At 67.7% G+C, this 26,518-nt stretch carries 23 protein-coding genes and 1 tRNA gene; 14 read left to right on the top strand and 10 right to left on the bottom strand.

Features of this window, described 5'->3' with window-relative positions; genetic code table 11:
* Positions 1 to 56 precede the first annotated feature (56 nt).
* From OG758_RS25525 to trxA, 5 genes are all read left to right on the top strand, one after another.
* A complete protein-coding gene (locus OG758_RS25525; protein ID WP_326712101.1) occupies positions 57 to 1,775 on the top strand; it encodes a protein kinase family protein in 1,719 nt (572 codons plus the stop codon).
* Between the two features lie 28 nt (positions 1,776 to 1,803).
* The gene (gene sigM, locus OG758_RS25520; protein ID WP_326712100.1) at positions 1,804 to 2,529 is read left to right on the top strand and encodes an RNA polymerase sigma factor SigM; all 726 of its coding nucleotides are present in this window, start codon (positions 1,804 to 1,806) and stop codon (positions 2,527 to 2,529) included.
* Positions 2,526 to 3,470, top strand: a complete 945-nt coding sequence (locus OG758_RS25515) for an anti-sigma factor family protein (protein ID WP_326712099.1) — start codon at positions 2,526 to 2,528, stop codon at positions 3,468 to 3,470. Before sigM ends, OG758_RS25515 begins: the two co-directional genes overlap by 4 nt.
* Before the next feature lie 142 nt (positions 3,471 to 3,612).
* Positions 3,613 to 4,575, top strand: a complete 963-nt coding sequence (trxB, locus tag OG758_RS25510) for a thioredoxin-disulfide reductase (RefSeq protein WP_326712098.1) — start codon at positions 3,613 to 3,615, stop codon at positions 4,573 to 4,575.
* A 49-nt stretch (positions 4,576 to 4,624) separates the two neighbouring features.
* Positions 4,625 to 4,957 carry a thioredoxin gene (gene trxA, locus OG758_RS25505; RefSeq protein ID WP_100597220.1) on the top strand — a complete coding sequence of 111 codons (333 nt, stop codon included), beginning with the start codon at positions 4,625 to 4,627 and terminating at the stop codon, positions 4,955 to 4,957.
* A gap of 110 nt (positions 4,958 to 5,067) precedes the next feature.
* Here trxA and OG758_RS25500 read toward each other — a convergent pair whose 3' ends face one another.
* The 9 genes from OG758_RS25500 to rpmH all read right to left on the bottom strand — a co-directional run bounded on the left by OG758_RS25500 (position 5,068) and on the right by rpmH (position 12,186).
* On the bottom strand, positions 5,068 to 5,685 hold the full coding sequence (locus OG758_RS25500; RefSeq protein WP_326712097.1) for a GNAT family N-acetyltransferase: 618 nt from the start codon (positions 5,683 to 5,685) through the stop codon (positions 5,068 to 5,070).
* Between the two features lie 321 nt (positions 5,686 to 6,006).
* Positions 6,007 to 7,110, bottom strand: coding sequence for a ParB/RepB/Spo0J family partition protein (locus tag OG758_RS25495; protein WP_326712096.1), 1,104 nt, complete (start codon positions 7,108 to 7,110; stop codon positions 6,007 to 6,009).
* Positions 7,107 to 8,183 carry an AAA family ATPase gene (locus OG758_RS25490; RefSeq protein WP_326712095.1) on the bottom strand — a complete coding sequence of 359 codons (1,077 nt, stop codon included), beginning with the start codon at positions 8,181 to 8,183 and terminating at the stop codon, positions 7,107 to 7,109. The genes OG758_RS25495 and OG758_RS25490 overlap by 4 nt, the downstream gene beginning before the upstream one ends.
* 480 nt (positions 8,184 to 8,663) lie before the next feature.
* Positions 8,664 to 9,380, bottom strand: coding sequence for a 16S rRNA (guanine(527)-N(7))-methyltransferase RsmG (gene rsmG / locus OG758_RS25485; RefSeq protein ID WP_326712094.1), 717 nt, complete (start codon positions 9,378 to 9,380; stop codon positions 8,664 to 8,666).
* Positions 9,381 to 9,487: 107 nt separating this feature from the next.
* The gene (locus OG758_RS25480; protein ID WP_326712093.1) at positions 9,488 to 10,000 is read right to left on the bottom strand and encodes a Jag family protein; all 513 of its coding nucleotides are present in this window, start codon (positions 9,998 to 10,000) and stop codon (positions 9,488 to 9,490) included.
* Between the two features lie 15 nt (positions 10,001 to 10,015).
* Positions 10,016 to 11,299, bottom strand: coding sequence for a membrane protein insertase YidC (yidC, locus tag OG758_RS25475; protein ID WP_326712092.1), 1,284 nt, complete (start codon positions 11,297 to 11,299; stop codon positions 10,016 to 10,018).
* A gap of 3 nt (positions 11,300 to 11,302) precedes the next feature.
* Positions 11,303 to 11,662, bottom strand: coding sequence for a membrane protein insertion efficiency factor YidD (yidD, locus tag OG758_RS25470; RefSeq protein WP_100597227.1), 360 nt, complete (start codon positions 11,660 to 11,662; stop codon positions 11,303 to 11,305).
* On the bottom strand, positions 11,659 to 12,030 hold the full coding sequence (gene rnpA / locus OG758_RS25465) for a ribonuclease P protein component (protein ID WP_266562292.1): 372 nt from the start codon (positions 12,028 to 12,030) through the stop codon (positions 11,659 to 11,661). The genes yidD and rnpA overlap by 4 nt, the downstream gene beginning before the upstream one ends.
* Before the next feature lie 18 nt (positions 12,031 to 12,048).
* Complete coding sequence (gene rpmH / locus OG758_RS25460; RefSeq protein ID WP_100597229.1) at positions 12,049 to 12,186, bottom strand: 50S ribosomal protein L34; 138 nt, start codon at positions 12,184 to 12,186, stop codon at positions 12,049 to 12,051.
* A 375-nt stretch (positions 12,187 to 12,561) separates the two neighbouring features.
* On the opposite strand from rpmH, the gene dnaA reads away from it, so the two are divergent.
* From dnaA to OG758_RS25415, 9 genes are all read left to right on the top strand, one after another.
* On the top strand, positions 12,562 to 14,574 hold the full coding sequence (dnaA, locus tag OG758_RS25455) for a chromosomal replication initiator protein DnaA (protein WP_326712091.1): 2,013 nt from the start codon (positions 12,562 to 12,564) through the stop codon (positions 14,572 to 14,574).
* A gap of 891 nt (positions 14,575 to 15,465) precedes the next feature.
* Positions 15,466 to 16,596, top strand: a complete 1,131-nt coding sequence (gene dnaN / locus OG758_RS25450; RefSeq protein ID WP_116512073.1) for a DNA polymerase III subunit beta — start codon at positions 15,466 to 15,468, stop codon at positions 16,594 to 16,596.
* A gap of 177 nt (positions 16,597 to 16,773) precedes the next feature.
* Entirely contained in the window at positions 16,774 to 17,649 is an 876-nt protein-coding gene (gene gnd, locus OG758_RS25445; protein ID WP_326712090.1) for a phosphogluconate dehydrogenase (NAD(+)-dependent, decarboxylating), read from the top strand.
* A 104-nt stretch (positions 17,650 to 17,753) separates the two neighbouring features.
* Positions 17,754 to 18,878, top strand: coding sequence for a DNA replication/repair protein RecF (recF, locus tag OG758_RS25440; protein ID WP_326712089.1), 1,125 nt, complete (start codon positions 17,754 to 17,756; stop codon positions 18,876 to 18,878).
* Positions 18,875 to 19,417, top strand: coding sequence for a DUF721 domain-containing protein (locus OG758_RS25435; protein ID WP_326712088.1), 543 nt, complete (start codon positions 18,875 to 18,877; stop codon positions 19,415 to 19,417). The genes recF and OG758_RS25435 overlap by 4 nt, the downstream gene beginning before the upstream one ends.
* A 296-nt stretch (positions 19,418 to 19,713) precedes the next feature.
* The gene (gene gyrB / locus OG758_RS25430; protein WP_326712087.1) at positions 19,714 to 21,786 is read left to right on the top strand and encodes a DNA topoisomerase (ATP-hydrolyzing) subunit B; all 2,073 of its coding nucleotides are present in this window, start codon (positions 19,714 to 19,716) and stop codon (positions 21,784 to 21,786) included.
* A 42-nt stretch (positions 21,787 to 21,828) separates the two neighbouring features.
* Positions 21,829 to 24,456, top strand: coding sequence for a DNA gyrase subunit A (gene gyrA, locus OG758_RS25425; RefSeq protein WP_326712086.1), 2,628 nt, complete (start codon positions 21,829 to 21,831; stop codon positions 24,454 to 24,456).
* Between the two features lie 18 nt (positions 24,457 to 24,474).
* On the top strand, positions 24,475 to 25,137 hold the full coding sequence (locus OG758_RS25420; protein ID WP_326712085.1) for a DUF3566 domain-containing protein: 663 nt from the start codon (positions 24,475 to 24,477) through the stop codon (positions 25,135 to 25,137).
* Between the two features lie 193 nt (positions 25,138 to 25,330).
* Positions 25,331 to 25,404, top strand: a tRNA-Ile gene (locus tag OG758_RS25415).
* A gap of 613 nt (positions 25,405 to 26,017) precedes the next feature.
* Here OG758_RS25415 and OG758_RS25410 read toward each other — a convergent pair.
* Positions 26,018 to 26,356, bottom strand: a complete 339-nt coding sequence (locus tag OG758_RS25410) for a DUF6344 domain-containing protein (RefSeq protein WP_326712084.1) — start codon at positions 26,354 to 26,356, stop codon at positions 26,018 to 26,020.
* Positions 26,357 to 26,518 lie beyond the last annotated feature (162 nt).

The raw sequence follows: 26,518 nt of genomic DNA, 5'->3' as shown, positions 1-26,518 counted from the left end.
GCACAATTGGCTTTGGCGTCGCAGGGCGCGCAACGGATGGGGAGGCAGGAACGACGGTGGCGGAACGGAGTACGGCTGCCGTCGACGTGGCAGACAACAGTGGTGACGAGCCACTGACCGCGAAGGCGGAGCAGACCACGGCCGACGGGGTGGCCCAGACCCGGGAGCGGGACACGGCAGCGAACGAGGACGCGGAGGACACCGACGTTTCGACGAGCCCCGGCTCGTCCACTCCCCCCGAGCTGCACAGCGGTCACAAACTCGCGAGACGCTATCGCCTGGAGGAGTGCGTCACCCGGCTGGACGGATTCAGCAGCTGGCGCGCGGTGGACGAGAAGCTCCGCCGGGCTGTCGGGGTGCACCTGCTCCCCGCGGACCACCCGCGGGCACGGTCCGTCCTCGCGGCGGCACGCTCGTCGGCGCTGCTCGGCGACCCTCGCTTCGTCCAGGTCCTGGACGCGGTCGAGGAGAACGACCTCGTGTACGTGGTGCACGAATGGCTGCCCGATGCCACGGAGTTGACCGCGCTGCTCGCCTCGGGCCCCCTCGAGGTGCACGAGGCCTACCAGCTCGTGAACCAGATCTCCCAGGCGATGGCCGCCGCTCACCGCGAGGGCCTCGCACATCTGCGGCTCACCCCGAGCGCGGTGCTGCGCACCTCGACCGGTCAGTGGCGCATCCGCGGCCTCGCCGTCAACGCCGCCCTGCGCGGCATCACGTCGGAGACACCACAGCGCACGGACACCGAGGCGATCGGTGCCCTCCTGTACGCCGCCCTGACGCAGCGCTGGCCCTACGAGGACGACGCGTACGGCCTGTCCGGGCTGCCCAAGGACATCGGCCTGATCGCACCCGACCAGGTGCGGGCCGGCGTGCATCGCGGGCTGTCCGAGCTGGCCATGCGTGCCCTCGTCAACGAGGGAGCGACGGCGTCGCGGCAGGATCCTCCGTGCACCACGACCGAGGACCTGGTGAAGGCCGTCGGCGAGATGCCCCGCATCCGTCCCCCGGAGCCCGTGTTCACGGCGCCCGCGGAGTACCAGCGGACGACCTACCAGCAGGGCACGTACGGCCGTCAGGCTCCGCGTCCCGGGGTGGCCCAGCCCATGCCGGCGGTGCCCCCGCCGCCGCTGCAGAGCCGGACGGGCAAGGCGCTCAAGTGGGCCGTGTCGGCGTTGCTCATCGTGGCCCTCGGCCTCGGCAGCTGGCAGCTCGCGGAAGCCCTGATGGACCGCGGCACGTCGGGCGACGCCAACACGTCGCACAACACCGACGGCGACGACAAGGGCGACGAGCACAAGCCGACGAAGCCGATGGCCATCGAGGATGCCAGGGAGTACGTCGCCAAGGGCGAGCCACAGGCACCGGGTGACGTGGCGAAGACCTACGACGGCGACAGCAAGACGTTCTGGCGTACCAAGACCTACAACGACGGCCCCAAGCTGGCGCCCTACAAGCCCGGCGTCGGTATCGTCTACGACCTCGGCTCGGCCAAGGACGTATCGGCCGCGTCGATAGCTCTTCAGTACGGCGGCGACCACACCACGGTCTCCCTGTACGCGGCCGATTCGCTGTCGCCCACGACTTCGATCGACTCCATGAAGAGCATCGGTACGGACACCACGACGAGTACCACCGCGAAGATCGAGGCCGACAAGCCGGTGAAAACGCGGTACGTGCTCCTGTGGATGACGGCCCTGCCGAAGTCCGGATCCGACGGTTACTACGGAGCGGGTTACAAGCAGGCTCTCACCGACGTGAAGTTCACCGGCTGAGGGCTCACCTGGGGGAGGGGGTTCGAAAGTGGACGACGCCGCCTACGGCGAAGCAAGCGATCAGGACCTCCTCACCCGCCACGTCACGGGCGACAAGGACGCCTTCGGCGAGCTCGTGCGCCGCCATCGCGACCGCCTTTGGGCCGTCGCGCTGCGCACCCTGGGAGACCGGGAGGAAGCCGCCGACGCCGTCCAGGACGCCCTGGTCTCCGCCTACCGGGCTGCACACACGTTCCGCGGGCAGTCCGCCGTCACGACGTGGCTGCACCGCATCACCGTGAACGCCTGCCTCGACCGGGCCCGCAAGGCCGCGTCGCGGAAGACTTCTCCGGTCGAGGACACGGAGCGCCTGGAACAGCTCCTCGAACCCCACGAGTCCGCGGCCGCCCCCGCCGAACGCAACGACCTGCACCGTGAACTCTTCGAAGCGCTGGGCACCCTTCCCGTCGACCAGCGGGCCGCGCTCGTCCTGGTCGACATGCAGGGCTACCCGGTGGCCGAGGCGGCCCGCGTTCTCGGCGTTCCCACCGGCACGGTCAAGAGCCGCTGCGCGCGCGGCAGAGCCAGACTCCTGCCGTTGGTCACCCATCTGCGGACCGACAACGGCGAGAACGCGAGTGGCAAGAACCCACCCCCGGAAGCGCCCGGAAGGAACCGGACGCAGGGGACATCCGTCCCACCGGCAGCAGGGCCCCGGAACGGGGCAGGACCAAGTGATTCAGCTGCTGTGAAGGGCGGAGGTGGGCGAGCGTGACATCCACGACCGACACGGCCGAGCACCCCGAGATCGACGAGATCTCCGACCTCACCGAGGGCCTGCTCTCCCCTTCCCGCACGGAGGAGGTACAGGAGCACCTGAACGGCTGCGAGCTGTGCGCCGATGTCCACGCCTCCCTGGAGGAGATCCGCGGCACGCTGGGCACACTCCCCGGCCCGGCCCACATGCCTGCCGATATCGCGGGCCGCATCGACGCCGCGCTCGCCGCGGAGGCACTGCTCGACACGAAGGCGCCTGCCGAAGCCGAGTACGACGACGAAGCCGAGGCACAGACACAGACCGCGTCGCCCGTTTCACGTGAAACAACGCCGGCCGACTCGCCGACCGCCCCCGCGGACCGCCCTTCCGGTCATCCCCGTGCCGCGACAGGTCCGGGACGCGGCGGCCGGATGCGCACCCGGCGCCGTCGGGGCGCCGCCCTCGGAGCGGTCTTCACCGCGGCCGCGATCGGCCTGGGAGTCCTTTTCCTGCAGAACGGGGGCGGCACACCTACCGGCGCTCCCGAGAGCGGCACGCCCCGTCAGTCGAGCTCCGCACTTTCCTTCTCCGAGAACAAGCTCGAGAGCCAGGTGCAGAAGCTTCTGACGGAGAAATCCTCCGCACCCTCCGACTCGTCGACATCCAAGCCGTCCCTCGACATCCAGCAGTCGGAGCCGAAGACCCCCCGGACGAACTCCCCGATGCGAGGGAAGACCGTCGTGGTGCCGGACTGCATACAGCGGGGAACCGGCCGTGAGACCCCTGCCCTCGCCATCGAGCGGGGAGACTACAAGGGCACCACCGCCTACCTCGTCGTGCTGCCCCACGAGTCGGATCCTGCCCAGGTCTCGGCCTACGTCATCGACGCGACCTGTGTGAAGCAGCCGTCCTCGGCTCCCGGCAAACTGCTGCTGACCCACTCCTACGCACGGCACTGACTCCACGTCGGGACACACTTCCCGTGTGCTCCCGGACACGGTGGGAATGCGCGCCCCGTAGGATCCGTTGGGTGGGGTGAGAGTCCGGAGACGGACTCCCCCGGCAGTACGCAGCAGTCCCGCAGAGACGAGGAATCAAGCCGTGAGCGACGTCCGTAACGTGATCATCATCGGCTCCGGGCCCGCCGGCTACACGGCGGCCCTGTACACCGCGCGCGCGTCGCTGAAGCCGCTGGTGTTCGAGGGCGCTGTCACCGCGGGCGGTGCCCTGATGAACACCACCGAGGTGGAGAACTTCCCCGGCTTCCAGGACGGCATCATGGGCCCCGAGCTCATGGACAACATGCGCGCCCAGGCCGAGCGCTTCGGCGCCGAGCTGGTCCCGGACGACGTCATCTCCGTCGACCTGACGGGCGAGATCAAGACCGTCACCGACACGGCGGGCACCGTGCACCGTGCGAAGGCCGTCATCGTCACGACCGGCTCTCAGCACCGCAAGCTCGGTCTGCCGAACGAGGACGCGCTCTCCGGTCGTGGCGTTTCCTGGTGCGCGACGTGCGACGGCTTCTTCTTCAAGGGCCAGGACATCGCCGTGATCGGCGGCGGTGACACGGCGATGGAGGAGGCGACCTTCCTGTCCCGGTTCGCCAAGTCCGTGACGATCGTGCACCGCCGCGACACCCTGCGTGCCTCCAAGGCCATGCAGGATCGCGCCTTCGCCGACCCGAAGATCAAGTTCGCCTGGGACAGCGAGATCGCCGAAGTCCACGGCGACCAGAAGCTCTCGCACCTGACGCTGCGCAACGTCAAGACGGGTGAGACCTCCGAGCTCCCGGTCACCGGCCTGTTCATCGCGATCGGCCACGACCCGCGCACCGAGCTCTTCAAGGGCCAGCTCGAGCTGGACGACGAGGGCTACCTGAAGGTCGAGGCTCCCTCGACCCGGACGAACCTGACCGGTGTCTTCGGTGCCGGTGACGTCGTAGACCACACCTACCGCCAGGCGATCACCGCGGCCGGCACCGGCTGCTCCGCCGCCCTGGACGCCGAGCGCTTCCTCGCCTCTCTCACCGACAGCGAGTCCGCCGCGGCCGCCACCGTCTGAGAACTCACACCCGCCCCACCGCATCACCAAAGTAGCTAAGGAGCCTGCCGTGGCCGGCAACCTCAAGAACGTGACCGACGCTTCCTTCGACGAGGACGTCCTCAAGAGCGACAAGCCCGTACTGGTGGACTTCTGGGCCGCCTGGTGCGGACCGTGCCGCCAGATCGCGCCGTCCCTCGAGGCGATCGCCGCCGAGTACGGCGACAAGATCGAGGTCGTCAAGCTCAACATCGACGAGAACCCGGCCATCGCCGCGAAGTACGGCGTCATGTCGATCCCGACCCTGAACGTCTACCAGGGCGGCGAGGTCGCCAAGACCATCGTCGGCGCCAAGCCGAAGGCCGCCATCGTGCGCGACCTCGAGGACTTCATCGCCAACTGATCGGCGATGCGGCTCCACGGCGGAGCGGCGATGTTTCACGTGAAACACGAACGGGCCAACCCAACCGGGTTGGCCCGTTTGCGTGACCGCCGCAACGGATGCATCGAGACTCACAGGGGGCGGAGCGCCGGTTCCTTCTGCACCGCTCCGAGGAGCCGGTCCAGGGCGAGCTCGACGTCCTCCTTCCACGAGAGCGTCGTACGCAGCTCAAGGCGGAGGCGCGGATAGGAGGGGTGAGGCCGCACGGTCTTGAAGCCAACGGCCAGCAGATGGTCCGCGGGGAGCATGCAGGCCGGTTCCTTCCACTGCGCATCGCCGAACGCCTCGATCGCCTTGAACCCCCTCCGCAGCAGATCCTTGGCTACGGTCTGCACCATCACCCGGCCGAGCCCCTGACTCTGATAGCCGGGCATGATCCACGCCGTCATCAGCTGCACGGCATCGGGGGAGACCGGGCTCGTGGGAAAGGCAGTGGCGCGGGGGACATACGCCGGCGGCGCGTAGAGCACGAAGCCGACCGGGACATCGTCCACGTAGACGACCCGGCCGCAGGAGCCCCATTCCAGGAGGACAGCCGAAATCCAGGCCTCCTTCTCCAGCTCCGGAGTGCCTGCCTTTACCGCGGCTTGGCCGCTGACCGGATCCAGCTCCCAGAAGACACACGACCGGCAACGCTTGGGAAGGTCCGGAAGGTTGTCCAGTGTGAGCGGTACGAGCCGACGCCCCATGAAGGCAGTTCCTCACTTCCTTCGCCCGCCGCGTCACGGGCGGCTGTCAGAGCGCTCCGTTCCCTGAGCAGGCTGCCGACGAAACCGCCGACCGCGCCCAGACCGAGACCCGCGGTCATCAGCCCGGCACGACTCACCGATTGCATGACCCGCCTCCCGTGTGAGGTGACTTTGAGGGGTGCGCTCTTCCCTGTCGCATCGTATCCACGAAGCGATTCCATCGATACCGACAGAAAGCAAAGAGCAGGCCGTGTTCCGGTACACACCGGACACGACCTGCTCTCGTGAGACTTGCGTCGAACGGGACCAACCCCCGTTCTCCTAGCCCTCGTTCTCCTGGTCCTCGTCCTCCGTGGATCCGTGCTGGAGGACGGGTCCCTCACCCGGAGCGAGCTGACCGAGGATCCGCTCCAGATCGTCCATCGAGGCGAACTCGACGACGATCTTGCCTTTCTTCTGCCCGAGGTCGACCTTCACCCGCGTCTCGAACCGGTCGGACAGGCGCGTGGCAAGCTCGCTGAGCGCCGGCGAAAGACGAGTCCCGGCCCGCGGGCCCTTGGCGCGCGCCGTGCTCGTCGGACGTGAGCCCATCAGGGTCACGATCTCCTCGACGGCCCGCACCGAGAGCCCTTCGGCGACGATCCGGTGAGCGAGACGGTCCTGCTCCTCCGAGTCCTCCACGGAGAGCAGGGCACGCGCATGGCCGGCCGACAGCACACCCGCGGCCACCCGGCGCTGAACTGCCGGAGAGAGTTTCAGGAGTCGCAACGTGTTGGAGACCTGCGGCCGCGAACGCCCGATCCGATCGGCCAACTGGTCGTGCGTGCAGTTGAAGTCCTTCAGCAACTGGTCGTAGGCGGCAGCCTCTTCCAGCGGGTTCAGCTGAGCGCGGTGCAGGTTCTCCAGGAGTGCGTCCAGGAGAAGCTTCTCGTCGTCCGTCGCTCGGACGATCGCCGGAATGCGCTCCAGACCAGCCTCGCGGCAGGCGCGCCAGCGGCGCTCACCCATGATGAGCTCGAAGCGCGACGAGCTCAGCTGCCGTACGACGACGGGCTGGAGAAGCCCGACTTCCTTGATCGAGGTGATGAGCTCGGCGAGGGCGTCCTCGTCGAACACCTCGCGCGGTTGACGCGGGTTGGGCGTGATGGCGTCAATCGGAAGCTCGGCGAAGTACGCTCCAGCCGACGCTTCCGGAGCGTCCACCGGCCCGCCGAACACGTCCTCTGTTTCATGTGAAACATGGGGCTGCGGAAGCGAGGCAACCTTCGCCGCCGCCACTCCGCGCTCCGCCGTCAGGACGGGCCCGGCGGAAGGCGAGCCGGAGGCACCTCCCATCGCGCTGCCTGGTGCCATCTTGTCGGGGGTGGGGGCTGCTGGAATCAGTGCGCCGAGGCCGCGGCCCAGTCCCCTCCGTCGCTCGCTCACTGGATACCCTCCACCGTGCTGTGCTGGTCAAGTTGAGTGCCCGTATGGGCGTGCTGAGCGTCGTAGCGGATGCCGACCCCGCGCAGCGCCATCTCCCGCGCCGCCTCGAGGTAGGAGAGTGCGCCGCTCGACCCCGGATCGTAGGTGAGCACCGTCTGCCCATAGCTCGGGGCCTCAGAGATGCGCACGGAGCGCGGGATGCTCGTCCGCAGGACCTCTTCGCCGAAGTGGCTCCGGACCTCGTCGGCAACCTGCGATGCCAGCCGGGTGCGGCCGTCGTACATCGTGAGCAGGATCGTCGACACATGCAGATCCGGGTTCAGATGCCCGCGCACCAGATCCACGTTACGCAGGAGCTGCCCCAGGCCCTCCAGCGCGTAGTACTCGCACTGGATCGGGATCAGCACCTCGGCGCCGGCGACCAGAGCGTTGACCGTCAGCAGGCCGAGCGACGGAGGGCAGTCGATGAGGATGTAATCCAAAGGCTGCTCATACGCCTGGATCGCGCGCTGCAGTCTGCTTTCGCGTGCCACCAGCGAGACCAGCTCGATCTCCGCACCGGCGAGATCGATCGTGGCTGGGGCACAGAAGAGGCCCTCCACATCGACCACGGGCTGTACGACTTCGGAGAGCGGCCTGCTCTCGACCAACACGTCGTAGATCGAAGGGACTTCGGCGTGGTGGTCGATACCCAGAGCCGTGGAGGCGTTGCCCTGCGGATCCAGGTCGATCACCAGCACGCGGGCACCGTGCAGCGCCAGCGAGGCAGCAAGGTTGACCGTTGTCGTGGTCTTGCCGACCCCGCCCTTCTGGTTGGCAACCACCATGACGCGGGTCTGCTCAGGTCGCGGCAGGCCCTCGCCTGCGCGACCAAGAGCTTCTACCGCCAGCTGGGCAGCACGACCGATTGGGGTGTCGTCCATCGGAGGCGGTGTTTCACGTGAAACATCCTCCCCCACCGACTCGGTACGGGGACCGGGGACCGGATCGGTCATCGGTCCCGCGATGTTGGCGTCGGACCGCAAGGATTCACTCTCCTCGACTTCAGGCTCGCAATGAACAGAGCCTCCCATGCTTTCGGGGTCGTGAACCAGCGAGGCCCTGTCTTCTGTGGAGGAAACGGCCTCTGTGGACAACTCTGTGCCTGATTCGAGGGATCCGAGAGGCCTACGGTCGCGGGGTGCAGCCGCGGCGCGACCGCGACTGATGATGCCATGCAGCAGTGAGCGACGTTTCACGTGAAACACGATGCACCGCAGCCCGGTCGGCATCCGTGCGACACCCCGACATACATACGTTTGGCAGGTTTCACGGAGTGCGGGCCGCCGTCAGGACGGATCAGCGGCAACCCACCGACGCCCCTCGGTGCCGTCCAGTGCGTGAGCTGCCGCCACCAGACGCTGGAGACCCACGAGACAAGCGTCACCTAAAAATCGATGGCAGCTCAGGTAAAAGCAATGGCCGCTCGGATCCCAAGAGCCCGAGCGGCCATCACCGCGAGAAACACACTGTCGCCTAGAACACAGCAACCGCCTCGAAGAGGAGGAGCAACATCAGCGTCGACGCCGAACCCGCCCGACGCGAGCTGCCTTGGCGCGCTTCGCCGCGAAGCGCACACCGCCGGGGCTCTCCCCGACCTCGACACGCACCACGGTCGAGAGTGGATCCACCACGCCCTCGCCGACGTGAAGTACCGAGGTGGCCACCGCGCCGAGCTTGCTCAGGGCAGCCCCCGCGCCCTTGACCTCTTCCTCGGCGGTGTCGCCCTTGAGGGCCAGCATCTCGCCGTACGGCCGCAGCAGCGGGACGCCCCACGCCGCGAGACGGTCCAGCGGAGCGACAGCGCGCGCCGTCACCACATGGACGGGAGTCAGCTTGCCGAGGACCTCTTCGGCACGGCCGCGGACCACGGTCACATGGTCGAGGCCGAGGAGCTCGACGACCTCGGTGAGGAAGGTCGTGCGCCGCAGCAGCGGCTCCAGGAGCGTGATCTTCAGGTCGGGCCGTACCAGGGCCAGCGGGATACCCGGCAGGCCGGCACCGGAGCCCACGTCGCACACGGTGACACCCTCCGGCACGACCTCGGACAGCACCGCGCAGTTCAGGATGTGCCGCTCCCACAGCCGGGGCACTTCCCGGGGACCGATGAGACCACGCTGCACCCCCGCGTCGGCCAGCAGCTCCGCGTAGCGGACCGCGTCCGTGTAGCGCTCACCGAATACCGCTCGGGCCTGTTCAGGAGCCGGGGGAAGCTCTGCTGCCTCCGTCACGTGGACCGTCCTTCCGTACCGCGCTACCGCGTTGGGTGGCTGACTATCAGGCTGACAAAGATACGGCCCCGCCTGCGAACAGACGGGGCCGTGGAGCGACGTACCGCTCAGGCGGGGAGCACGACGACGAAGCGCTGCGGCTCCTCGCCCTCGGACTCGCTGCGCAGGCCGGCGGCCTTGACCGCGTCGTGGACGACCTTGCGCTCGAAGGGCGTCATCGGGTCGAGCTTGACCGGCTCGCCGTTGCTCTTCACCTCGGCCGCAGCCTTGGCGCCCAGCTCGGAGAGCTCAGCACGCTTCTTCGCACGGTAACCGGCGATGTCCAGCATGAGGCGGCTGCGATCCCCGGTTTCCCGGTGGACCGCCAGACGGGTCAGCTCCTGGAGAGCCTCGAGGACCTCACCGTCGCGGCCGACCAGCTTCTGCAGGTCGCGGGTGGAAACGTCGCTGACGATCGAGACGGCGGCGCGGTCGGCCTCGACGTCCATGTCGATGTCGCCGTCGAGGTCGGCGATGTCCAGCAGACCCTCGAGGTAGTCCGCCGCGATCTCGCCTTCCTGCTCGAGGCGAGTCAGGGTGTCGCTGCCCTCAGGAGCGGCGGAGGTGGTGCCTTCCGTCACGGGATGGACTCCTTCTTACTTCTTGGACGGGGACTTGGGCCGCTGCGGGCCCTTGCGCTGTCCGGACTTGGCTTTGCTGCGGGCAGGGGTGCCGGAAGCGCCACCGGCCGGCTTGGCCTCGGGCTTGGCGTCTTCCGCCTCGTCCTTCTTCTCGAGGGACGTGGGCTCCGGTGCGTCGGACTCGTCCTTGGCCGCGCCCTGGGCGGTGCCGTGCTGGCGCTGCGACTTGGACTGGCGCTTGGGCTGCTGCCGCTTCGGCGTACCGCCCGTGGCCTGGCCCCCGTCCTCGTCATCGGTCAGGGTGCCGGCCGTGCTCTTGATGACCGTTCCGTCGGCCTGGGCGGCGAGGTTCACCTTGGTCAGGCCGTTGATGAACTTGCGCTCGAACTCGTTGCGCTCGCGGCCCTTGGAGACGATCGCCTTGACGACGGCGCGCTCGCGGCGGTTGCGCGTCTTCTCGGCGTGCGAGACGTGCTTGAGCAGACGCTCCAGGAACGCGGCCTGCGCCTTGCTGCCCGGGGTCGGGTTCTGGCGGATGACATACATCTGCTGGCCCATGGTCCACACGTTGGTGGTCAGCCAGTAGACGAGAACACCGACCGGGAAGTTGATGCCGAAGACGGCGAACATGACCGGGAAGACGTACATCAGCATCTTCTGCTGCTGCATGAACGGCGTCTTGACCGTCATGTCGACGTTCTTCGTCATCAGCTGGCGCTGCGTGTAGAACTGCGACGCCGACATCATCACGATCATGATCGCGGTGACGACGCGGACGTCGGTCAGCGTGGCGCCGAGCGAGGCGACCTTGTCCGCGGAGTCGGTGAACTTGGCCGCGAGCGGGGCACCGAAGATGTGCGCCTTACGAGCGCTCGCCAGCAGGTTGTCGTCGATGACACCGATCGTGGTGCCCGTCGCGATGCCGTTGAGCACGTGGTACAGGGCGAAGAAGAACGGCGACTGCGCCAGGATGGGAAGGCACGAGGAGAGCGGGTTGGTACCCGTCTCCTTGTACAGCTTCATCATCTCTTCGGACTGGCGCTGCTTGTCGTTCTTGTAGCGCTCCTGGATCTTCTTCATCTCGGGCTGCAGCGTCTGCATCGCCCGAGTGGCCTTGATCTGCTTCACAAAGAGCGGGATCAGGCAGATACGGATCAGGATCACCAGGGACACGATGGACAGGCCCCAGGCCCAGCCCGTGTCAGGGCCGAAGATCGCCCCGTACAACGAGTGGAACTGGACGATGACCCAGGAAACTGGTGTCGTGATGAAGCTGAAAAAACCGGCAATCGTGTCCACTAATCAAGCTCCTTGAGCATGGGACGGGGTCTCGGCGGCGGGGCTCGAGGGGCTGGTGTGGCCACACTCTGAAGGCGCGCCGGCGGCGGAAGGCCCGCCCTTGCGTTCGCGCCAGGCGTTACGCAGCATTTCGTGCCACCGCGGACGCTTGCGCGGCGGAACGTGGTCGACACCGCCGAGCGACCACGGGTTGCACCGAAGGATGCGCCAGGCGGTGAGAGCTGTTCCCTTGATCGCACCATGGCGGTCGATCGCTGTGAAGCCGTAGTGGGAACACGACGGGTAGTACTTGCACACAGGCCCCAGCAGAGGGCTGATGGTCCACTGGTAGAGCTTGATCAGAGCAAGCAGCGGGTATTTCATCGCGCGCCCCCTCCCAGCAGCCGCTGAAGGGCGGCATCCAGGTCTCGGGCCAGCTGTGCATGGTCGGCGTCACCCGCGCCGGGCAACGCACGTACGACTACCAGGCTACCGGGGGACAACAGTGCGAGTCGGTCGCGCATGAGGTGGCGAAGTCTGCGCTTCACCGCGTTACGTACGACAGCTCCACCGACTGCCTTGCTCACGACGAAACCCGCACGCGTCGGGGGAACGCTCTCCCCAGGCGCGTGCGGGTCCGTTGCACCGCTACGTAGATGGACGACAAGGAGCGGGCGACCGGCCCGGCGTCCTCGGCGTACCGCGGTCGCGAAGTCTTCGCGCCGCCTCAGCCGATTCTCGGAAGGCAGCACGTCATGACCTGTACGCGATCAGGCGGACAGCTCGGCGCGACCCTTGCCACGGCGGTTCGCGAGAATCGCGCGGCCGGCACGGGTACGCATCCGCAGGCGGAAGCCGTGGGTCTTGGCGCGACGACGGTTGTTCGGCTGGAAGGTGCGCTTGCTCACTCGGGGGCTCCAGAAATGATCGTGTAGTGGCGGGACATCGCCTGGCTGTCACCGTGCGCCCACGAGAAGCTCGCGTATACGCACCGAGTGCACCGCTTCACAATCACAGATCGTGATCTTTGCCCATCGGAGGCAGGCGGCAGCAGCCATCGACAACTCGACCTGGTCACGGTACGCGCGGCTGGTCCATCCGGTCAAACCGGCATCGAGTGAGGGACACTGTGCACAGCCTGTGGACAACAACTTGAACCGCACCGGTTGCCCTGACTACCGTGGCTGAACTCCGATTCGTTCCCTTCTCACCGCCCCACCCCGATTTTCTTCCGACCCGTCCCAGAACCACACCTTCGTGGGACCTGCGAGAGAGCGTGCCCTGTGGCTGACGTACCTGCCGATCTTGCCGCAGTGTGGCCACGAGTTCTGGAGCAGCTCCTCGGGGAGGGCCGTGGGCAGGGCGTCGAGACGAAGGATGAACACTGGATCCGGCGCTGCCAGCCTCTCGCGCTGGTCGCCGACACCGCGCTGCTCGCCGTGCCGAACGAGTTCGCGAAGGGCGTACTCGAGGGACGGCTCGCGCCGGTCGTGGCCGAGACGCTGAGCCGCGAGTGCGGCCGCCCGATCCGGATCGCGATCACGGTCGACGACTCCGTCGGTGAACAGCCCGCCCCGTCCGCACCCCCCGTACCGCAGCACCGCTACGAAGAGCCCGAGCTGCCCTCGGCCCAGGGCCAGGGCCAGCCCCATGAGCCGTACGACCCGTACGGCCGCCGCGCGGACGACCATGCGCAGGGCCCCCGCGGTGATCAGCCCCCGGGCGCTCGCGCCGACCAGCTCCCGACCGCCCGCCCCGCGTACCCGGACTACCAGCGTCCGGAGCCGGGCGCATGGCCGCGGTCGCAGGACGAGTACAGCTGGCAGCAGCCGCGGCTCGGCTTCCCCGAGCGCGACCCGTACGCGAACCCGCCCCAGCAGCCGCAGCACGACTACCGGCAGCAGGAACGCTCTCCGTACGAGCAGCAGAACGAGCGCTCCCCTTACGAGCAGCAGCAGGAACGCTCTCCTTACGAGCAGCAGGAGCGGTCGCCCTACGACCAACAGCCGGACCGGACGGGATACGACCAGCAGTCGGACCGCAACGGTTACGACCAGCAGGTCGAACGCTCCGGATACGAGCAGCAGTCCGAGCGGTCGTCGTACGAGCAGCAGATGTCCGACCGTCAGGGGCGGCACGGCCGGCACGAGCGCCGTGACCTCAACGAAGGTCCCATGGGCGGGCGCACCGGTCGCGGTGTCCCCAGTGGTGCCCCCGGACCGCTCGCCGCGCAGCCCGCGCCCGCGACGGGTCCCGGCGAGCCGACCGCGCGACTGAACCCGAAGTACCTGTTCGACACCTTCGTCATCGGTGCCTCGAACCGTTTCGCCCACGCGGCCGCGGTCGCCGTCGCCGAGGCGCCGGCGAAGGCGTACAACCCCCTCTTCATCTATGGGGAGTCGGGGCTCGGCAAGACCCACCTGCTGCACGCGATCGGGCACTACGCGCGCAGCCTGTACCCGGGCACGCGGGTGCGTTACGTGAGCTCGGAGGAGTTCACGAACGAGTTCATCAACTCGATCCGCGACGGCAAGGGCGACAGCTTCCGCAAGCGGTACCGCGAGATGGACATCCTTCTTGTCGACGACATCCAGTTCCTCGCGGACAAGGAGTCGACGCAGGAGGAGTTCTTCCACACCTTCAACACGCTCCACAACGCGAACAAGCAGATCGTGCTCTCCAGTGACCGGCCGCCCAAGCAGCTGGTGACCCTGGAGGACCGGCTGCGCAACCGCTTCGAGTGGGGTCTGATCACCGACGTCCAGCCGCCCGAGCTGGAGACCCGAATCGCCATCCTTCGTAAGAAGGCGGTGCAGGAGCAGCTGAACGCTCCTCCGGAGGTCCTCGAGTTCATCGCGTCCCGCATCTCGCGCAACATCCGCGAGCTGGAGGGGGCGCTGATCCGGGTCACGGCGTTCGCGTCGCTGAACCGGCAGCCGGTGGACCTCGGTCTGACGGAGATCGTCCTCAAGGACCTGATCCCCGGCGGCGAGGACTCGGCCCCCGAGATCACGGCGACGGCGATCATGGCGGCGACGGCCGACTACTTCGGCCTGACGGTGGAAGACCTGTGCGGATCGTCGCGCAGTCGCGTCCTGGTGACGGCACGCCAGATCGCGATGTACCTGTGCCGTGAGCTCACCGACCTGTCCCTGCCGAAGATCGGGGCACAGTTCGGCGGCCGCGACCACACGACCGTCATGCACGCGGACCGCAAGATCCGCGCGCTGATGGCCGAGCGGCGGTCCATCTACAACCAGGTCACCGAGCTCACCAACCGCATCAAGAACGGCTGACAGCAGCCTTCAGACCCCTCTGTACGCCGTCAAAGGGCGCCCCGGGACAACTCCCGGGGCGCCCTTCTTCGTTGCGGCAGGACGGCGCGGCCGGACGCGGTGTTCGATTCCGGTCCCTGGTTACGGGTGTTCTCCACAGATGTGCGGACTTTCTTGCGTCCACACCCTGGGGACTGCCAAGTTGTCCAGACTGTGTCCACAGGGGGCCGCGTTGAATGACGATCAGACCAGGTCAGGCGGCTGTGGATTCGTGGACAAAAGATCTCCACAGGCTGTGGACAAGATTTTCCTCCACAGGGTGTGGGTTTCGTTGTCCACCGTCGACCCACAGGTCAGAGGCCCTTGTGCACAGCTGCGGGCGGCTTCTCCACACGGCTGTCCACTGTTCGGCAACGCAACGCGCAAAATCACCATGCCGAGTGAAAGGCGTCACATCGAGGGGTGTGGTTGGGCTGTGGGGAACCGGGGTAAAGCTGGGGACAGCCCTGGGGAGAAGTGGCCCCGGCCTGTGTATCGGGTGTGCAGAACTTTTCCCCGTCCACAGAGAACCTCGGTTGTCCACCGCTCGCGCCCACAGGCCCGGTGGACAAAAAACCGACTCTGACCTGCGAAAAGGCAGTTATCCACGGTTTCCACAGCCCCTACTACTACTCCCAACTAGAGAGAGCTGGGAATCAGGATTGAAGTGGGGGCTGTGCACAACTCGGGGTCCGGTGCCCGACAGCGGGCCGGCACGACTTGACCCCGAGCGGCAACGACTGTCAGCGCCGTACGTCAGACTGTTCCCCGGTGTCCTTCCCATGTGGCGGCTGAGCGACACCGAGTGACACGACGAAGACCGAAGACCAACGCAGGGCGAGAGCAGCCAGCAACAGCAGGAGGCGGCTTACGGTGAAGATCCGGGTGGAACGCGACGTACTCGCGGAGGCAGTGGCCTGGGCGGCGCGGAGCCTCCCGGCCCGACCGCCTGCGCCGGTCCTCGCGGGCCTTCTCCTGAAGGCCGAGGAGGGCGCACTGAGCCTGTCGAGCTTCGACTACGAGGTCTCGGCGCGGGTCTCGGTCGACGCGGAGATCGACGAGGAGGGCACCGTCCTCGTATCGGGTCGGCTCCTGGCGGACATCTGCCGTGCCCTGCCGAACCGTCCGGTGGAGATTTCCACAGACGGTGTACGAGCGACCGTGGTCTGCGGCTCCTCGCGATTCACACTCCACACCCTGCCTGTGGAGGAGTACCCGGCACTGCCGCAGATGCCGACAGCGACGGGCACTGTCCCCGGTGAGGTCTTCGCCTCCGCCGCGGCCCAGGTGGCCATCGCCGCCGGCCGTGACGACACCCTGCCGGTGCTCACGGGTGTACGCATCGAGATCGAGGGCGACACGGTCACCCTCGCGTCCACCGACCGCTACCGCTTCGCGGTCCGCGAGTTCCTGTGGAAGCCGGAGGACCCCGAGGCGTCCGCGGTCGCCCTGGTGCCCGCCAAGACGCTCCTGGACACCGCCAAGGCGCTCACGAGCGGTGACACGGTCACCCTGGCCCTGTCGGGCTCCGGCGCCGGTGAGGGGCTCATCGGCTTCGAGGGCGCGGGCCGCCGTACGACGACGCGTCTCCTCGAGGGCGACCTGCCGAAGTACCGCACCCTTTTCCCGACGGAGTTCAACTCCGTGGCCGTGATCGAGACCGCCCCCTTCGTGGAGGCCGTCAAGCGTGTGGCACTCGTCGCCGAGCGGAACACCCCGGTGCGGCTCAGCTTCGAGCAGGGTGTGCTGATCCTGGAGGCCGGCTCCAGCGACGACGCACAGGCTGTGGAAAGGGTCGACGCCCAGCTCGACGGCGACGACATCTCGATCGCCTTCAACCCGACGTTCCTCCTGGACGGTCTGAGCGCGATCGACTCCCCGGTCGCCCAGCTCTCCTTCACGACCTCCACGAAGCCGGCGCTGCTCAGCGGCAGGCCCGCCGTGGACGCCGAGGCGGACGACGCGTACAAGTACCTGATCATGCCGGTGCGGCTGTCGGGCTGACCCTCCACAGGGCATGGCCGCCGGGCGTTCGCCTGAGCGGCTATGCCCACAGGTGGGCGTGAGCTCCCCCTCTGCCCGAAAGGCGTGGGTGGTACCCCCAGGTTTAGGCTCGGAACACAGGTGCGGGAGTGCCTCACGCACCACCTCACGCCCCGTCGCAACTTAAGGAACCACCTGATGGAGCTCGGTCTCGTCGGTCTCGGCAAGATGGGCGGCAACATGCGCGAGCGCATCCGCCGCGCAGGCCACACCGTCATCGGATACGACCGCAATCCGGACCTCGCGGACGTCCACAGCCTCGGAGAGCTTGTGGGCAAGCTCAAGGCCCCGCGCGTGGTGTGGGTGATGGTCCCCGCCGGCGGCCCGACCCAGGCCACCGTCGACGAGCTCGCCGAACTCCTCGAGCCGGGCGACGTCGTCGTGGACGGCGGCAACTCGCGCTGGACCGACGACGAGAAGCATGCCGTCGAGCTGGGCATCAAGGGCATCGGCTTCGTCGACTGCGGTGTCTCCGGCGGCGTCTGGGGCCTGGAGAACGGCTACGCCCTGATGTACGGCGGCAGCAAGGAGCACGTCGCCAAGGTCCAGCCGATCTTCGATGCCCTCAAGCCGGAGGGCGAATTCGGCTCCGTACACGCGGGCAAGGTCGGCGCGGGCCACTTCGCGAAGATGGTTCACAACGGCATCGAGTACGCCATGATGCAGGCCTACGCCGAGGGCTGGGAGCTCCTGGAGAAGGTCGACTCCGTCACCGATGTGCGTGAGGTCTTCCGCTCCTGGCAGGAGGGCACGGTCATCCGTTCCTGGCTGCTCGACCTGGCGGTCAACGCGCTGGACGACGACGAGCACCTGAACAAGCTGCGCGGCTTCGCCGCCGACTCCGGAGAGGGCCGCTGGACCGTCGAGGCGGCCATCGACAACGCGGTGCCGCTGCCCGCGATCACCGCTTCCCTCTTCGCACGCTTCGCCTCGCGCCAGGACGACTCGCCGCAGATGAAGATGATCGCCGCCCTGCGCAATCAGTTCGGCGGCCACGCCGTCGAGAAGAAGTAGCCCAGAAAGCGAACGCACAAAGCGAACGCACAACGCATCCACGAAGCTCCACGACGAAGTAGTCCACACCCGCTCCACACCTTGGGGGAGGTCGGCGAACGACCATGCACGTGACGCATCTGTCGCTGGCCGACTTCCGCTCGTACGCCCGGGTCGAGGTCCCTCTCGATCCGGGCGTCACCGCGTTCGTGGGCCCGAACGGGCAGGGCAAGACCAACCTTGTCGAGGCCGTCGGCTATCTCGCCACCCTCGGCAGCCACCGGGTCTCCTCGGACGCGCCGCTGGTCCGCATGGGCGCCGAGCGCGCCGTCATCCGGGCGGCGGTCCGGCAGGGCGAGCGACAGCAGCTCATCGAGCTCGAACTCAACCCGGGCAAGGCGAACCGCGCCAGGATCAACCGGTCCTCGCAGGTCAGACCCCGTGATGTGCTCGGCATAGTGCGCACGGTCCTGTTCGCGCCGGAGGACCTCGCCCTCGTCAAGGGCGACCCCGGCGAGCGCCGCCGCTTCCTGGACGAGCTGATCACCTCCCGCTCCCCGCGCATGGCCGGTGTCCGGTCCGACTACGACCGCGTGCTCAAGCAGCGCAACACGCTCCTCAAGTCGGCCGCGCTCGCCCGCAGGCACGGCGGTCGGTCCATGGACCTGTCGACCCTCGACGTGTGGGACCAGCACCTCGCGCGGGTGGGCGCCGAGCTGCTCGCGCAGCGGTTCAACCTGATCGCCACGCTCCAGCCGCTCGCCGACAAGGCGTACGAACAGCTGGCGCCCGGCGGCGGGCCGCTGGCCCTGGAATACAAGCCCTCCTCGCCCGAAATCGACGGCCACGCGCGCGAAGAGCTCTACGAGCAGCTGATGGCCGCCCTCGAAGCGGCCCGCAAACAGGAGATCGAGCGGGGCGTGACCCTCGTCGGACCGCACCGCGACGACCTGGTTCTCAAGCTCGGCCAGCTGCCGGCGAAGGGGTACGCCAGCCATGGCGAGTCCTGGTCGTACGCGCTGGCGCTGCGCCTGGCCTCGTACGATCTGCTGCGGGCCGAGGGGAACGAGCCGGTGCTCGTGCTCGACGACGTCTTCGCGGAGCTCGACGCGCGGCGCAGGGAGCGTCTCGCCGAGCTGGTCGCCCCCGGTGAGCAGGTCCTGGTGACCGCCGCGGTGGACGACGACGTGCCGGGCGTCCTGGCGGGCACGCGGTACGCGGTGTCCGAAGGCACGGTGGAGCGGGTATGAGCGAGAACACATCCGGCGACGTCCCGCCGAAGGCCCCCGAGCCGTCAGGCGTCGACCTCGCGCGCGTGGCCCTGCGCGCCGCGAAGGAGCAGGCACGCGCGCGTGGAGTGGCCGACCAGCAGAAGAAGCAGGCCCGGCGCGGTGGCGGACTGAGGTCCGGGGCGCGTGCCGACGGCCGCGACCCGGTCGCGTTCGGCGCCGCGATCAACCGGCTGATCACCGAGCGCGGCTGGGAGGCGCCGGCCGCCGTCGGCGGTGTCATGGGCCGCTGGCCGGAGATCGTGGGCGAGGACCTCGCCAGGCACTCCGAGCCCCTGAAGTACGACGAGGACGAGCGCGTCCTGACCGTCCAGTGCGACTCGACAGCCTGGGCGATGCAGCTGCGGTACCTGGCTCCGACGCTGGTGGCGCGGCTCAATGAGGACCTCGGGCACGGCACCGTACGGCTCCTGAAGATCCTTGGGCCCAACGGCCCCGCTCGCCGCTTCGGCCCCCTGCGCGCCCCCGGAAGCAAGGGCCCCGGCGACACCTACGGGTGAGTCCGGAGAGCCGTCGGCCGGGCGTTGACACCCGGTTGACGCCCGGAAGCGCTGAGTGCCGCTGTGAGCCTCTTGGAGCCCCGGGACGCATATGGGGAGTCGGCAGAGGCCGGTTCAGGGCGGCACATGCGGACTCAGGTACCGGCAAACCCCCATCACTGTCAGCGCTACCGGTAGACTGAGAGTTAATCCCGCCCCACTTGTGGGACGCACCGAGCAACGCTGACTATCGCTGAACGACGCAGCCGCTCCGGCCACCGCCGGCTTGGCTTGTGCTGTGCCAGAAAGGGCGCTTCGTGGCCGATTCCGGCAACCCCAACGAGAACATCCCGTCCACTGCCGCCGACGCCGTCGGCGAGGCCCCCGCGGAGGCGCACCAGTCCTCCGGCGGAGTGACCTCGGCGTACGACGCCAGCGCCATCACAGTCCTCGAGGGTCTGGACGCGGTTCGCAAGCGGCCTGGCATGTACATCGGTTCGACCGGTGAGCGAGGACTGCACCACTTGGTGCAGGAGGTCGTCGACAACTCCGTCGACGAGGCGCTGGCCGGCCACGCCGACACGATCGACGTCACGATCCTTCCCGACGGCGGCGTCCGCGTCGTCGACAACGGCCGTGGCATCCCGGTGGGCATCGTCCCCTCCGAGGGCAAGCCGGCCCTTGAGGTCGTGCTGACCGTGCTGCACGCGGGCGGCAAGTTCGGCGGCGGCGGCTACGCGGTCTCCGGTGGTCTGCACGGCGTGGGTGTCTCCGTCGTGAACGCGCTGTCCTCGAAGGTCGCTGTCGAGGTCAGGACCGACGGCCACCGCTGGACGCAGGACTACAAGATGGGCGTCCCCACGGCGCCGCTCGACCAGCACGAGGCCACGGACGTGACTGGCACGTCGGTCACCTTCTGGGCCGACCCGGACATCTTCGAGACCACCGAGTACTCCTTCGAGACGCTTTCGCGGCGCTTCCAGGAGATGGCCTTCCTCAACAAGGGTCTGCGGATCACCCTCACCGACGAGCGCGAGTCGGCGAAGGCCACTGCCGGGGCGGACGAGGCGGGCGAGGACGAGAAGCACGAGGTCAAGAGCGTCTCGTACCACTACGAGGGCGGCATCGTCGACTTCGTGAAGTACCTCAACTCCCGCAAGGGAGACGTGGTGCACCCCACCGTGATCGACCTCGAGGCAGAGGACAAGGACAGGAGCCTGTCCCTCGAACTCGCGATGCAGTGGAACGGCGGCTACAGCGAGGGTGTGTACTCCTTCGCCAACATCATTCACACCCACGAGGGCGGTACGCACGAAGAGGGCTTCCGGTCCGCGCTGACCTCGCTGATCAACAAGTACGCGCGGGACAAGAAGCTGCTGCGGGAGAAGGACGACAACCTCACGGGTGACGACATCCGCGAGGGTCTGACCGCGATCATCTCGGTGAAGCTGAGCGAGCCCCAGTTCGAGGGGCAGACCAAGACCAAGCTGGGCAACACCGAGGTGAAGACCTTCGTCCAGAAGGTCGTCTACGAGCACCTCAACGACTGGCTCGACCGCAATCCGAACGAGGCCGCGGACATCATCCGCAAGGGCATCCAGGCGGCCACCGCGCGTGTGGCGGCCCGCAAGGCCCGCGACCTCACCCGCCGCAAGGGCCTGCTGGAGTCGGCGTCGCTGCCGGGCAAGCTCTCCGACTGCCAGTCGAACGATCCCACCAAGTGCGAGATCTTCATCGTCGAGGGTGACTCCGCCGGCGGCTCGGCTAAGTCCGGCCGCAACCCGCAGTACCAGGCCATCCTGCCCATCCGAGGCAAGATCCTGAACGTCGAGAAGGCGCGGATCGACAAGATCCTGCAGAACCAGGAGATCCAGGCGCTGATCTCCGCCTTCGGCACCGGAGTCCACGAGGACTTCGACATCGAGAAGCTTCGCTATCACAAGATCATCTTGATGGCGGACGCCGACGTCGACGGCCAGCACATCAACACCCTGCTGCTGACCTTCCTGTTCCGCTTCATGCGCCCCCTCGTCGAGGCCGGATACGTGTACCTGTCGCGCCCGCCGCTCTACAAGATCAAGTGGGGTCGTGAGGACTTCGAGTACGCCTACTCGGACCGCGAGCGCGACGCCCTGACCGAGCTCGGCCGCCAGCAGGGCAAGCGGATCCGCGAGGACTCGATCCAGCGCTTCAAGGGTCTCGGCGAGATGAACGCCGAGGAGCTGCGCATCACCACGATGGACATCGAGCACCGCGTGCTCGGCCAGGTCACCCTCGACGACGCCGCCCAGGCGGACGACCTGTTCTCCGTCCTGATGGGCGAGGACGTCGAGGCACGCCGCTCGTTCATCCAGCGCAACGCCAAGGACGTCCGCTTCCTCGACATCTGAGTCGGTCTCAGCTGACCGCATCAGAAAGGATCTTCACCAGCAATGACCGACGAGAACACTCCCCCCACGCCTGAAGAAGGCGTCGAGATCAGCGTCAGCGTCGAAACGGTGCCCGAGGAGGGCGTCCAGCGCATCGAGCCCGTCGGGCTCGAGACCGAGATGCAGCGCTCGTACCTCGACTACGCGATGTCCGTCATCGTGTCGCGCGCCCTGCCCGACGTACGGGACGGCCTCAAGCCCGTCCACCGCCGCGTCCTCTACGCGATGTACGACGGCGGCTACCGGCCCGAGAAGGGCTTCTACAAGTGCGCCCGCGTCGTCGGCGACGTCATGGGCAACTACCACCCGCACGGCGACTCCTCGATCTACGACGCCCTGGTCCGCCTGGCGCAGCCGTGGTCGATGCGTATGCCGCTGGTGGACTCGAACGGAAACTTCGGCTCCCCGGGCAACGACCCCGCGGCCGCCATGCGCTACACCGAGTGCAAGATGGCGCCGCTGTCCATGGAGATGGTCCGTGACATCGACGAGGAGACCGTCGACTTCACGGACAACTACGACGGCCGCTCCCAGGAGCCGACCGTCCTGCCGGCCCGCTTCCCGAACCTGCTGATCAACGGTTCGGCGGGCATCGCGGTCGGCATGGCCACCAATATCCCGCCGCACAACCTGCGCGAGGTCGCCTCCGGCGCCCAGTGGTACCTGGAGAATCCGGAGGCCTCGCACGAGGAGCTTCTGGACGCGCTCATCGAGCGCATCAAGGGCCCGGACTTCCCGACCGGCGCCCTGGTCGTGGGCCGCAAGGGCATCGAGGAGGCGTACCGCACGGGCCGTGGCTCCATCACGATGCGCGCGGTCGTCGAGGTCGAGGAGATCCAGAACCGCCAGTGCCTGGTGGTCACCGAACTCCCGTACCAGGTCAACCCGGACAACCTCGCGCAGAAGATCGCCGACCTGGTGAAGGACGGCCGCGTCGGCGGCATCGCCGACGTCCGCGACGAGACCTCGTCGCGCACCGGCCAGCGCCTCGTCATCGTCCTGAAGCGCGACGCCGTCGCCAAGGTCGTCCTGAACAACCTCTACAAGCACACCGACCTCCAGACGAACTTCGGCGCCAACATGCTGGCGCTCGTCGACGGCGTGCCGCGCACCCTCTCCCTGGACGCCTTCATCCGCCACTGGGTGAGCCACCAGGTCGAGGTCATCGTCCGCCGTACGAAGTTCCGCCTGCGCAAGGCCGAGGAGCGCGCCCACATCCTGCGCGGCCTCCTGAAGGCCCTGGACGCCATCGACGAGGTCATCGCGCTCATCCGGCGCAGTGACACCGTCGAGATCGCCCGCGAGGGTCTGATGGGCTTCCTGGAGATCGACGAGATCCAGGCCAACGCGATCCTCGAGATGCAGCTGCGCCGACTGGCCGCCCTGGAGCGCCAGAAGATCGTCGCCGAGCACGACGAACTGCAGATCAAGATCAACGAGTACAACGCGATCCTGGCCTCGCCGGAGCGTCAGCGCCAGATCATCAGCCAGGAACTCGGGGCGATCGTCGAGAAGTTCGGCGACGACCGGCGCTCCAAGCTGGTGCCCTTCGACGGCGACATGTCCATGGAGGACCTGATCGCCGAAGAGGACATCGTCGTCACCATCTCGCGCGGCGGCTACGTCAAGCGCACCAAGACGGTCGACTACCGCTCACAGAAGCGCGGCGGCAAGGGCGTACGCGGCACGAAGCTCAAGGAAGACGACATCGTCGACCACTTCTTCGTGTCGACGACGCACCACTGGCTGCTGTTCTTCACGAACAAGGGCCGCGTCTACCGCGCCAAGGCGTACGAGCTCCCGGACGCCGGCCGTGACGCTCGCGGCCAGCACGTGGCCAACCTGCTGGCCTTCCAGCCGGACGAGTCGATCGCCGAGATCCTCGCGATCCGCGACTACGAAGCGGCCCCCTACCTGGTCCTTGCCACAAAGGGCGGCCTCGTAAAGAAGACCCCCCTCAAGGACTACGACTCGCCCCGTTCGGGCGGCGTCATCGCCATCAATCTCCGCGAGACGGAGGACGGTTCCGACGACGAGCTGATCGGCGCCGAGCTGGTCTCCGCCGAGGACGACCTGCTGCTGATCAGCAAGAAGGCGCAGTCCATCCGCTTCACCGCCACGGACGACGCGCTGCGCCCGATGGGCCGTGCCACATCCGGTGTGAAGGGCATGAGTTTCCGCGAGGGCGACCAGCTGCTCTCGATGAATGTCGTCCGGCCGGGTACGTTCGTGTTCACCGCCACTGACGGCGGGTACGCGAAGCGGACCGCCGTCGACGAGTACCGCGTCCAGGGCCGCGGTGGCCTCGGTATCAAGGCCGCCAAGATCGTGGAGGACCGCGGGTCACTCGTCGGCGCGCTGGTGACCGAGGAGACGGACGAGATCCTCGCCATCACGCTGTCGGGCGGTGTGATTCGTACGCGAGTCAACGAGGTCAGGGAGACGGGCCGTGACACCATGGGCGTCCAACTGATCAACCTGGGCAAGCGCGATGCCGTGGTCGGTATCGCTCGCAACGCCGAGGCCGGTCGCGAGGCGGAGGAGGTCGACGGTGACGTCATCGTCGACGAGTCCGCCGAGGTCGAGACGGCTGTCGAAACGGACGAGGGCACGGAGTCCACGACCGAGTAGCGCGAGGAGTGAGTCATCGTGAGCGGAGCCACGGGCGCCGGATCGACCGGTACGGAATCGGACGGCGGCCGTGGCCCCGCCACTGACTCGAACGATTCGCACAAGTCTGATGGATCCCAGGGGGGAACTGTGACGGACACCCGAGGTCCGCAGACGCAGCAGTACGCGGCCGACACGGACGGGGCGCTGCCCGGGGAGAGGCAGCAGCCTCCGCAGCCCTCGCAGCCGTACCACCCGCCGCAGGCCTACCAGGCGGCTCCGCCGGCCGGAGCGGTCCGCAGGCCGCGCACTGGGGCCCGCACGACGCCTCGTACGCGCAAGGCGCGCCTGAGGGTCGCCAAGGCCGATCCGTGGTCGGTGATGAAGGTCAGCTTCCTGCTCTCCATCGCGCTCGGCATCTGCACGGTCGTCGCGGCCGCGGTGCTGTGGATGGTCATGGACGCCATGGGCGTCTTCTCGACCGTGGGCGGCACGATCTCCGAGGCCACGGGTTCGAACGAGTCCAACGGCTTCGACCTCCAGTCGTTCCTGTCGCTGCCGCGTGTCCTGATCTTCACGTCGATCATCGCGGTCATCGACGTCGTCCTGGCGACGGCGCTGGCCACGCTCGGCGCGTTCATCTACAACCTCTCCGCGGGCTTCGTGGGCGGCGTCGAGCTGACCCTCGCCGAGGACGAGTAGCAAGCCGAGCAGCAGGCCGAGCAGCGACCGCTTCAGTCGCTGCGACACATGTGGAGCGCATTCCCTGACGGGGGTGCGCTCCACAGGCGTTTTGGCCGGTGGGGCGGGGTCCCGGCTATCGATTTTGGGACTGGCCGGGTCGTGCGCTAATCTTCAGAGGTCAGCGCGCGGGACACACACCGCAAAGCGCGGCGGGGCTATAGCTCAGTTGGTTAGAGCGCATCCCTGATAAGGATGAGGCCACAGGTTCAAATCCTGTTAGCCCCACAAGACAGAAACCCTCAACCCATCGTGGTTGGGGGTTTTTGGCGTCTCTGGGGGGCCGGCGAGGCAGGGCCGTTGTCCGGGCGCACGCCAACGCCGAGAAGACCCTCAGCCTGTGGTGGCCGGGGTCGTGAAAGGTCGAGGGCGCAGGGGGCGCGGTCTATCGGTGTCGTGCCGTCGTGTCCGTCGCGGTCAAGCGGTGGGGCGCTTTGCCTGCGGTTGGTGCCGTCTGGATCTGGAGTGCGGCCGGCAGGTTCGGGGCGTGGCTGCGCTGATGAAGCGCTGCCTGGTGCCGCCGTGGCTCTGCGGTGCCGCGCTGCGGTGGTGCGGTGGTGCGGGTGGTGCGTTGGTCTGTGGTGCTCGTACTTGTACTCGTGCTTGTACTGGCTGCTGAGCGGCGCTGTCGGCCTGGGCCGATGAACCGTGCTGCCGGACGATCTCTGCGGTGGTGCCTGCCGGTGGTACCTGTCGGTCTTCCTCACCGGCTGTTCTTGCGGTGGAGCTTTTGCTACGGAGGGTCTGCCGCGGTTCTCAAGGGCCGGCCTTCTTGCCGTCGCCGCTTTCGTCACCGCTGGTGTCACTGCTGGTGGGGCTTCGTCTTTAGGTACTGCTGTTGTTACGACTGCGAGTGGAGTGCGTTGATTCCTGCCGCGGTCTCGTCGAACTCGCTCGCGGACTCCGTGCCGGCCGGCGGGCGGTGGCGGCTGCTGGGGGAGGAACCGTGTGCCTCGGCGCGGATGCGCTGCTTCATCGTGGGAGGCAGAGACCGTTTGAAGGCCCAGGGGGACCGGACGGCGGTAACGGCGGGGGTGTTCACTGCCGCGTTGCGGGTGCCCTCCGAGTGCTGTACGGGCGCGGCCGCGGCGGCCGGGGAGGTGAGACCCATCGCGGTCAGCACCGCGAGGAAGGCGGTGATGAGGACGGTCCACAGCTTGATGACCTTGTTGGTGGCCATGATCCCTCACTTTCGGGTTGGGCGATTTGCGTACTTTCCTCATGATGTGTATGTGGGCTCCGGAGTGGGGGACCGACGCCCGTGGCGCGTCGATGTTCAGATGAACACCACCCGGATGGCCTTAATCGCCCCTTAAGGCGGCCAATCACGCTGAATGTCACA

The organism is Streptomyces sp. NBC_01474, assembly GCF_035918215.1.
Classification (GTDB): domain Bacteria; phylum Actinomycetota; class Actinomycetes; order Streptomycetales; family Streptomycetaceae; genus Streptomyces; species Streptomyces aureus.
This window is presented reverse-complemented; position numbering and strand designations above follow the sequence as displayed.

What these genes read in the sequence shown, in the direction of transcription:
- gyrA (WP_326712086.1), top strand. Translation starts at nt 21,829, where the DNA reads ATGACCGACGAGAACACTCCCCCCACGCCTGAAGAAGGCGTCGAGATC.
- recF (WP_326712089.1), top strand. Translation starts at nt 17,754, where the DNA reads ATGCACGTGACGCATCTGTCGCTGGCCGACTTCCGCTCGTACGCCCGG.
- yidD (WP_100597227.1), bottom strand. Translation starts at nt 11,662, where the DNA reads ATGAAATACCCGCTGCTTGCTCTGATCAAGCTCTACCAGTGGACCATC.
- OG758_RS25490 (WP_326712095.1), bottom strand. Translation starts at nt 8,183, where the DNA reads ATGGGAGGCTCTGTTCATTGCGAGCCTGAAGTCGAGGAGAGTGAATCC.
- OG758_RS25435 (WP_326712088.1), top strand. Translation starts at nt 18,875, where the DNA reads ATGAGCGAGAACACATCCGGCGACGTCCCGCCGAAGGCCCCCGAGCCG.
- OG758_RS25410 (WP_326712084.1), bottom strand. Translation starts at nt 26,356, where the DNA reads ATGGCCACCAACAAGGTCATCAAGCTGTGGACCGTCCTCATCACCGCC.
- OG758_RS25500 (WP_326712097.1), bottom strand. Translation starts at nt 5,685, where the DNA reads ATGGGGCGTCGGCTCGTACCGCTCACACTGGACAACCTTCCGGACCTT.
- gnd (WP_326712090.1), top strand. Translation starts at nt 16,774, where the DNA reads ATGGAGCTCGGTCTCGTCGGTCTCGGCAAGATGGGCGGCAACATGCGC.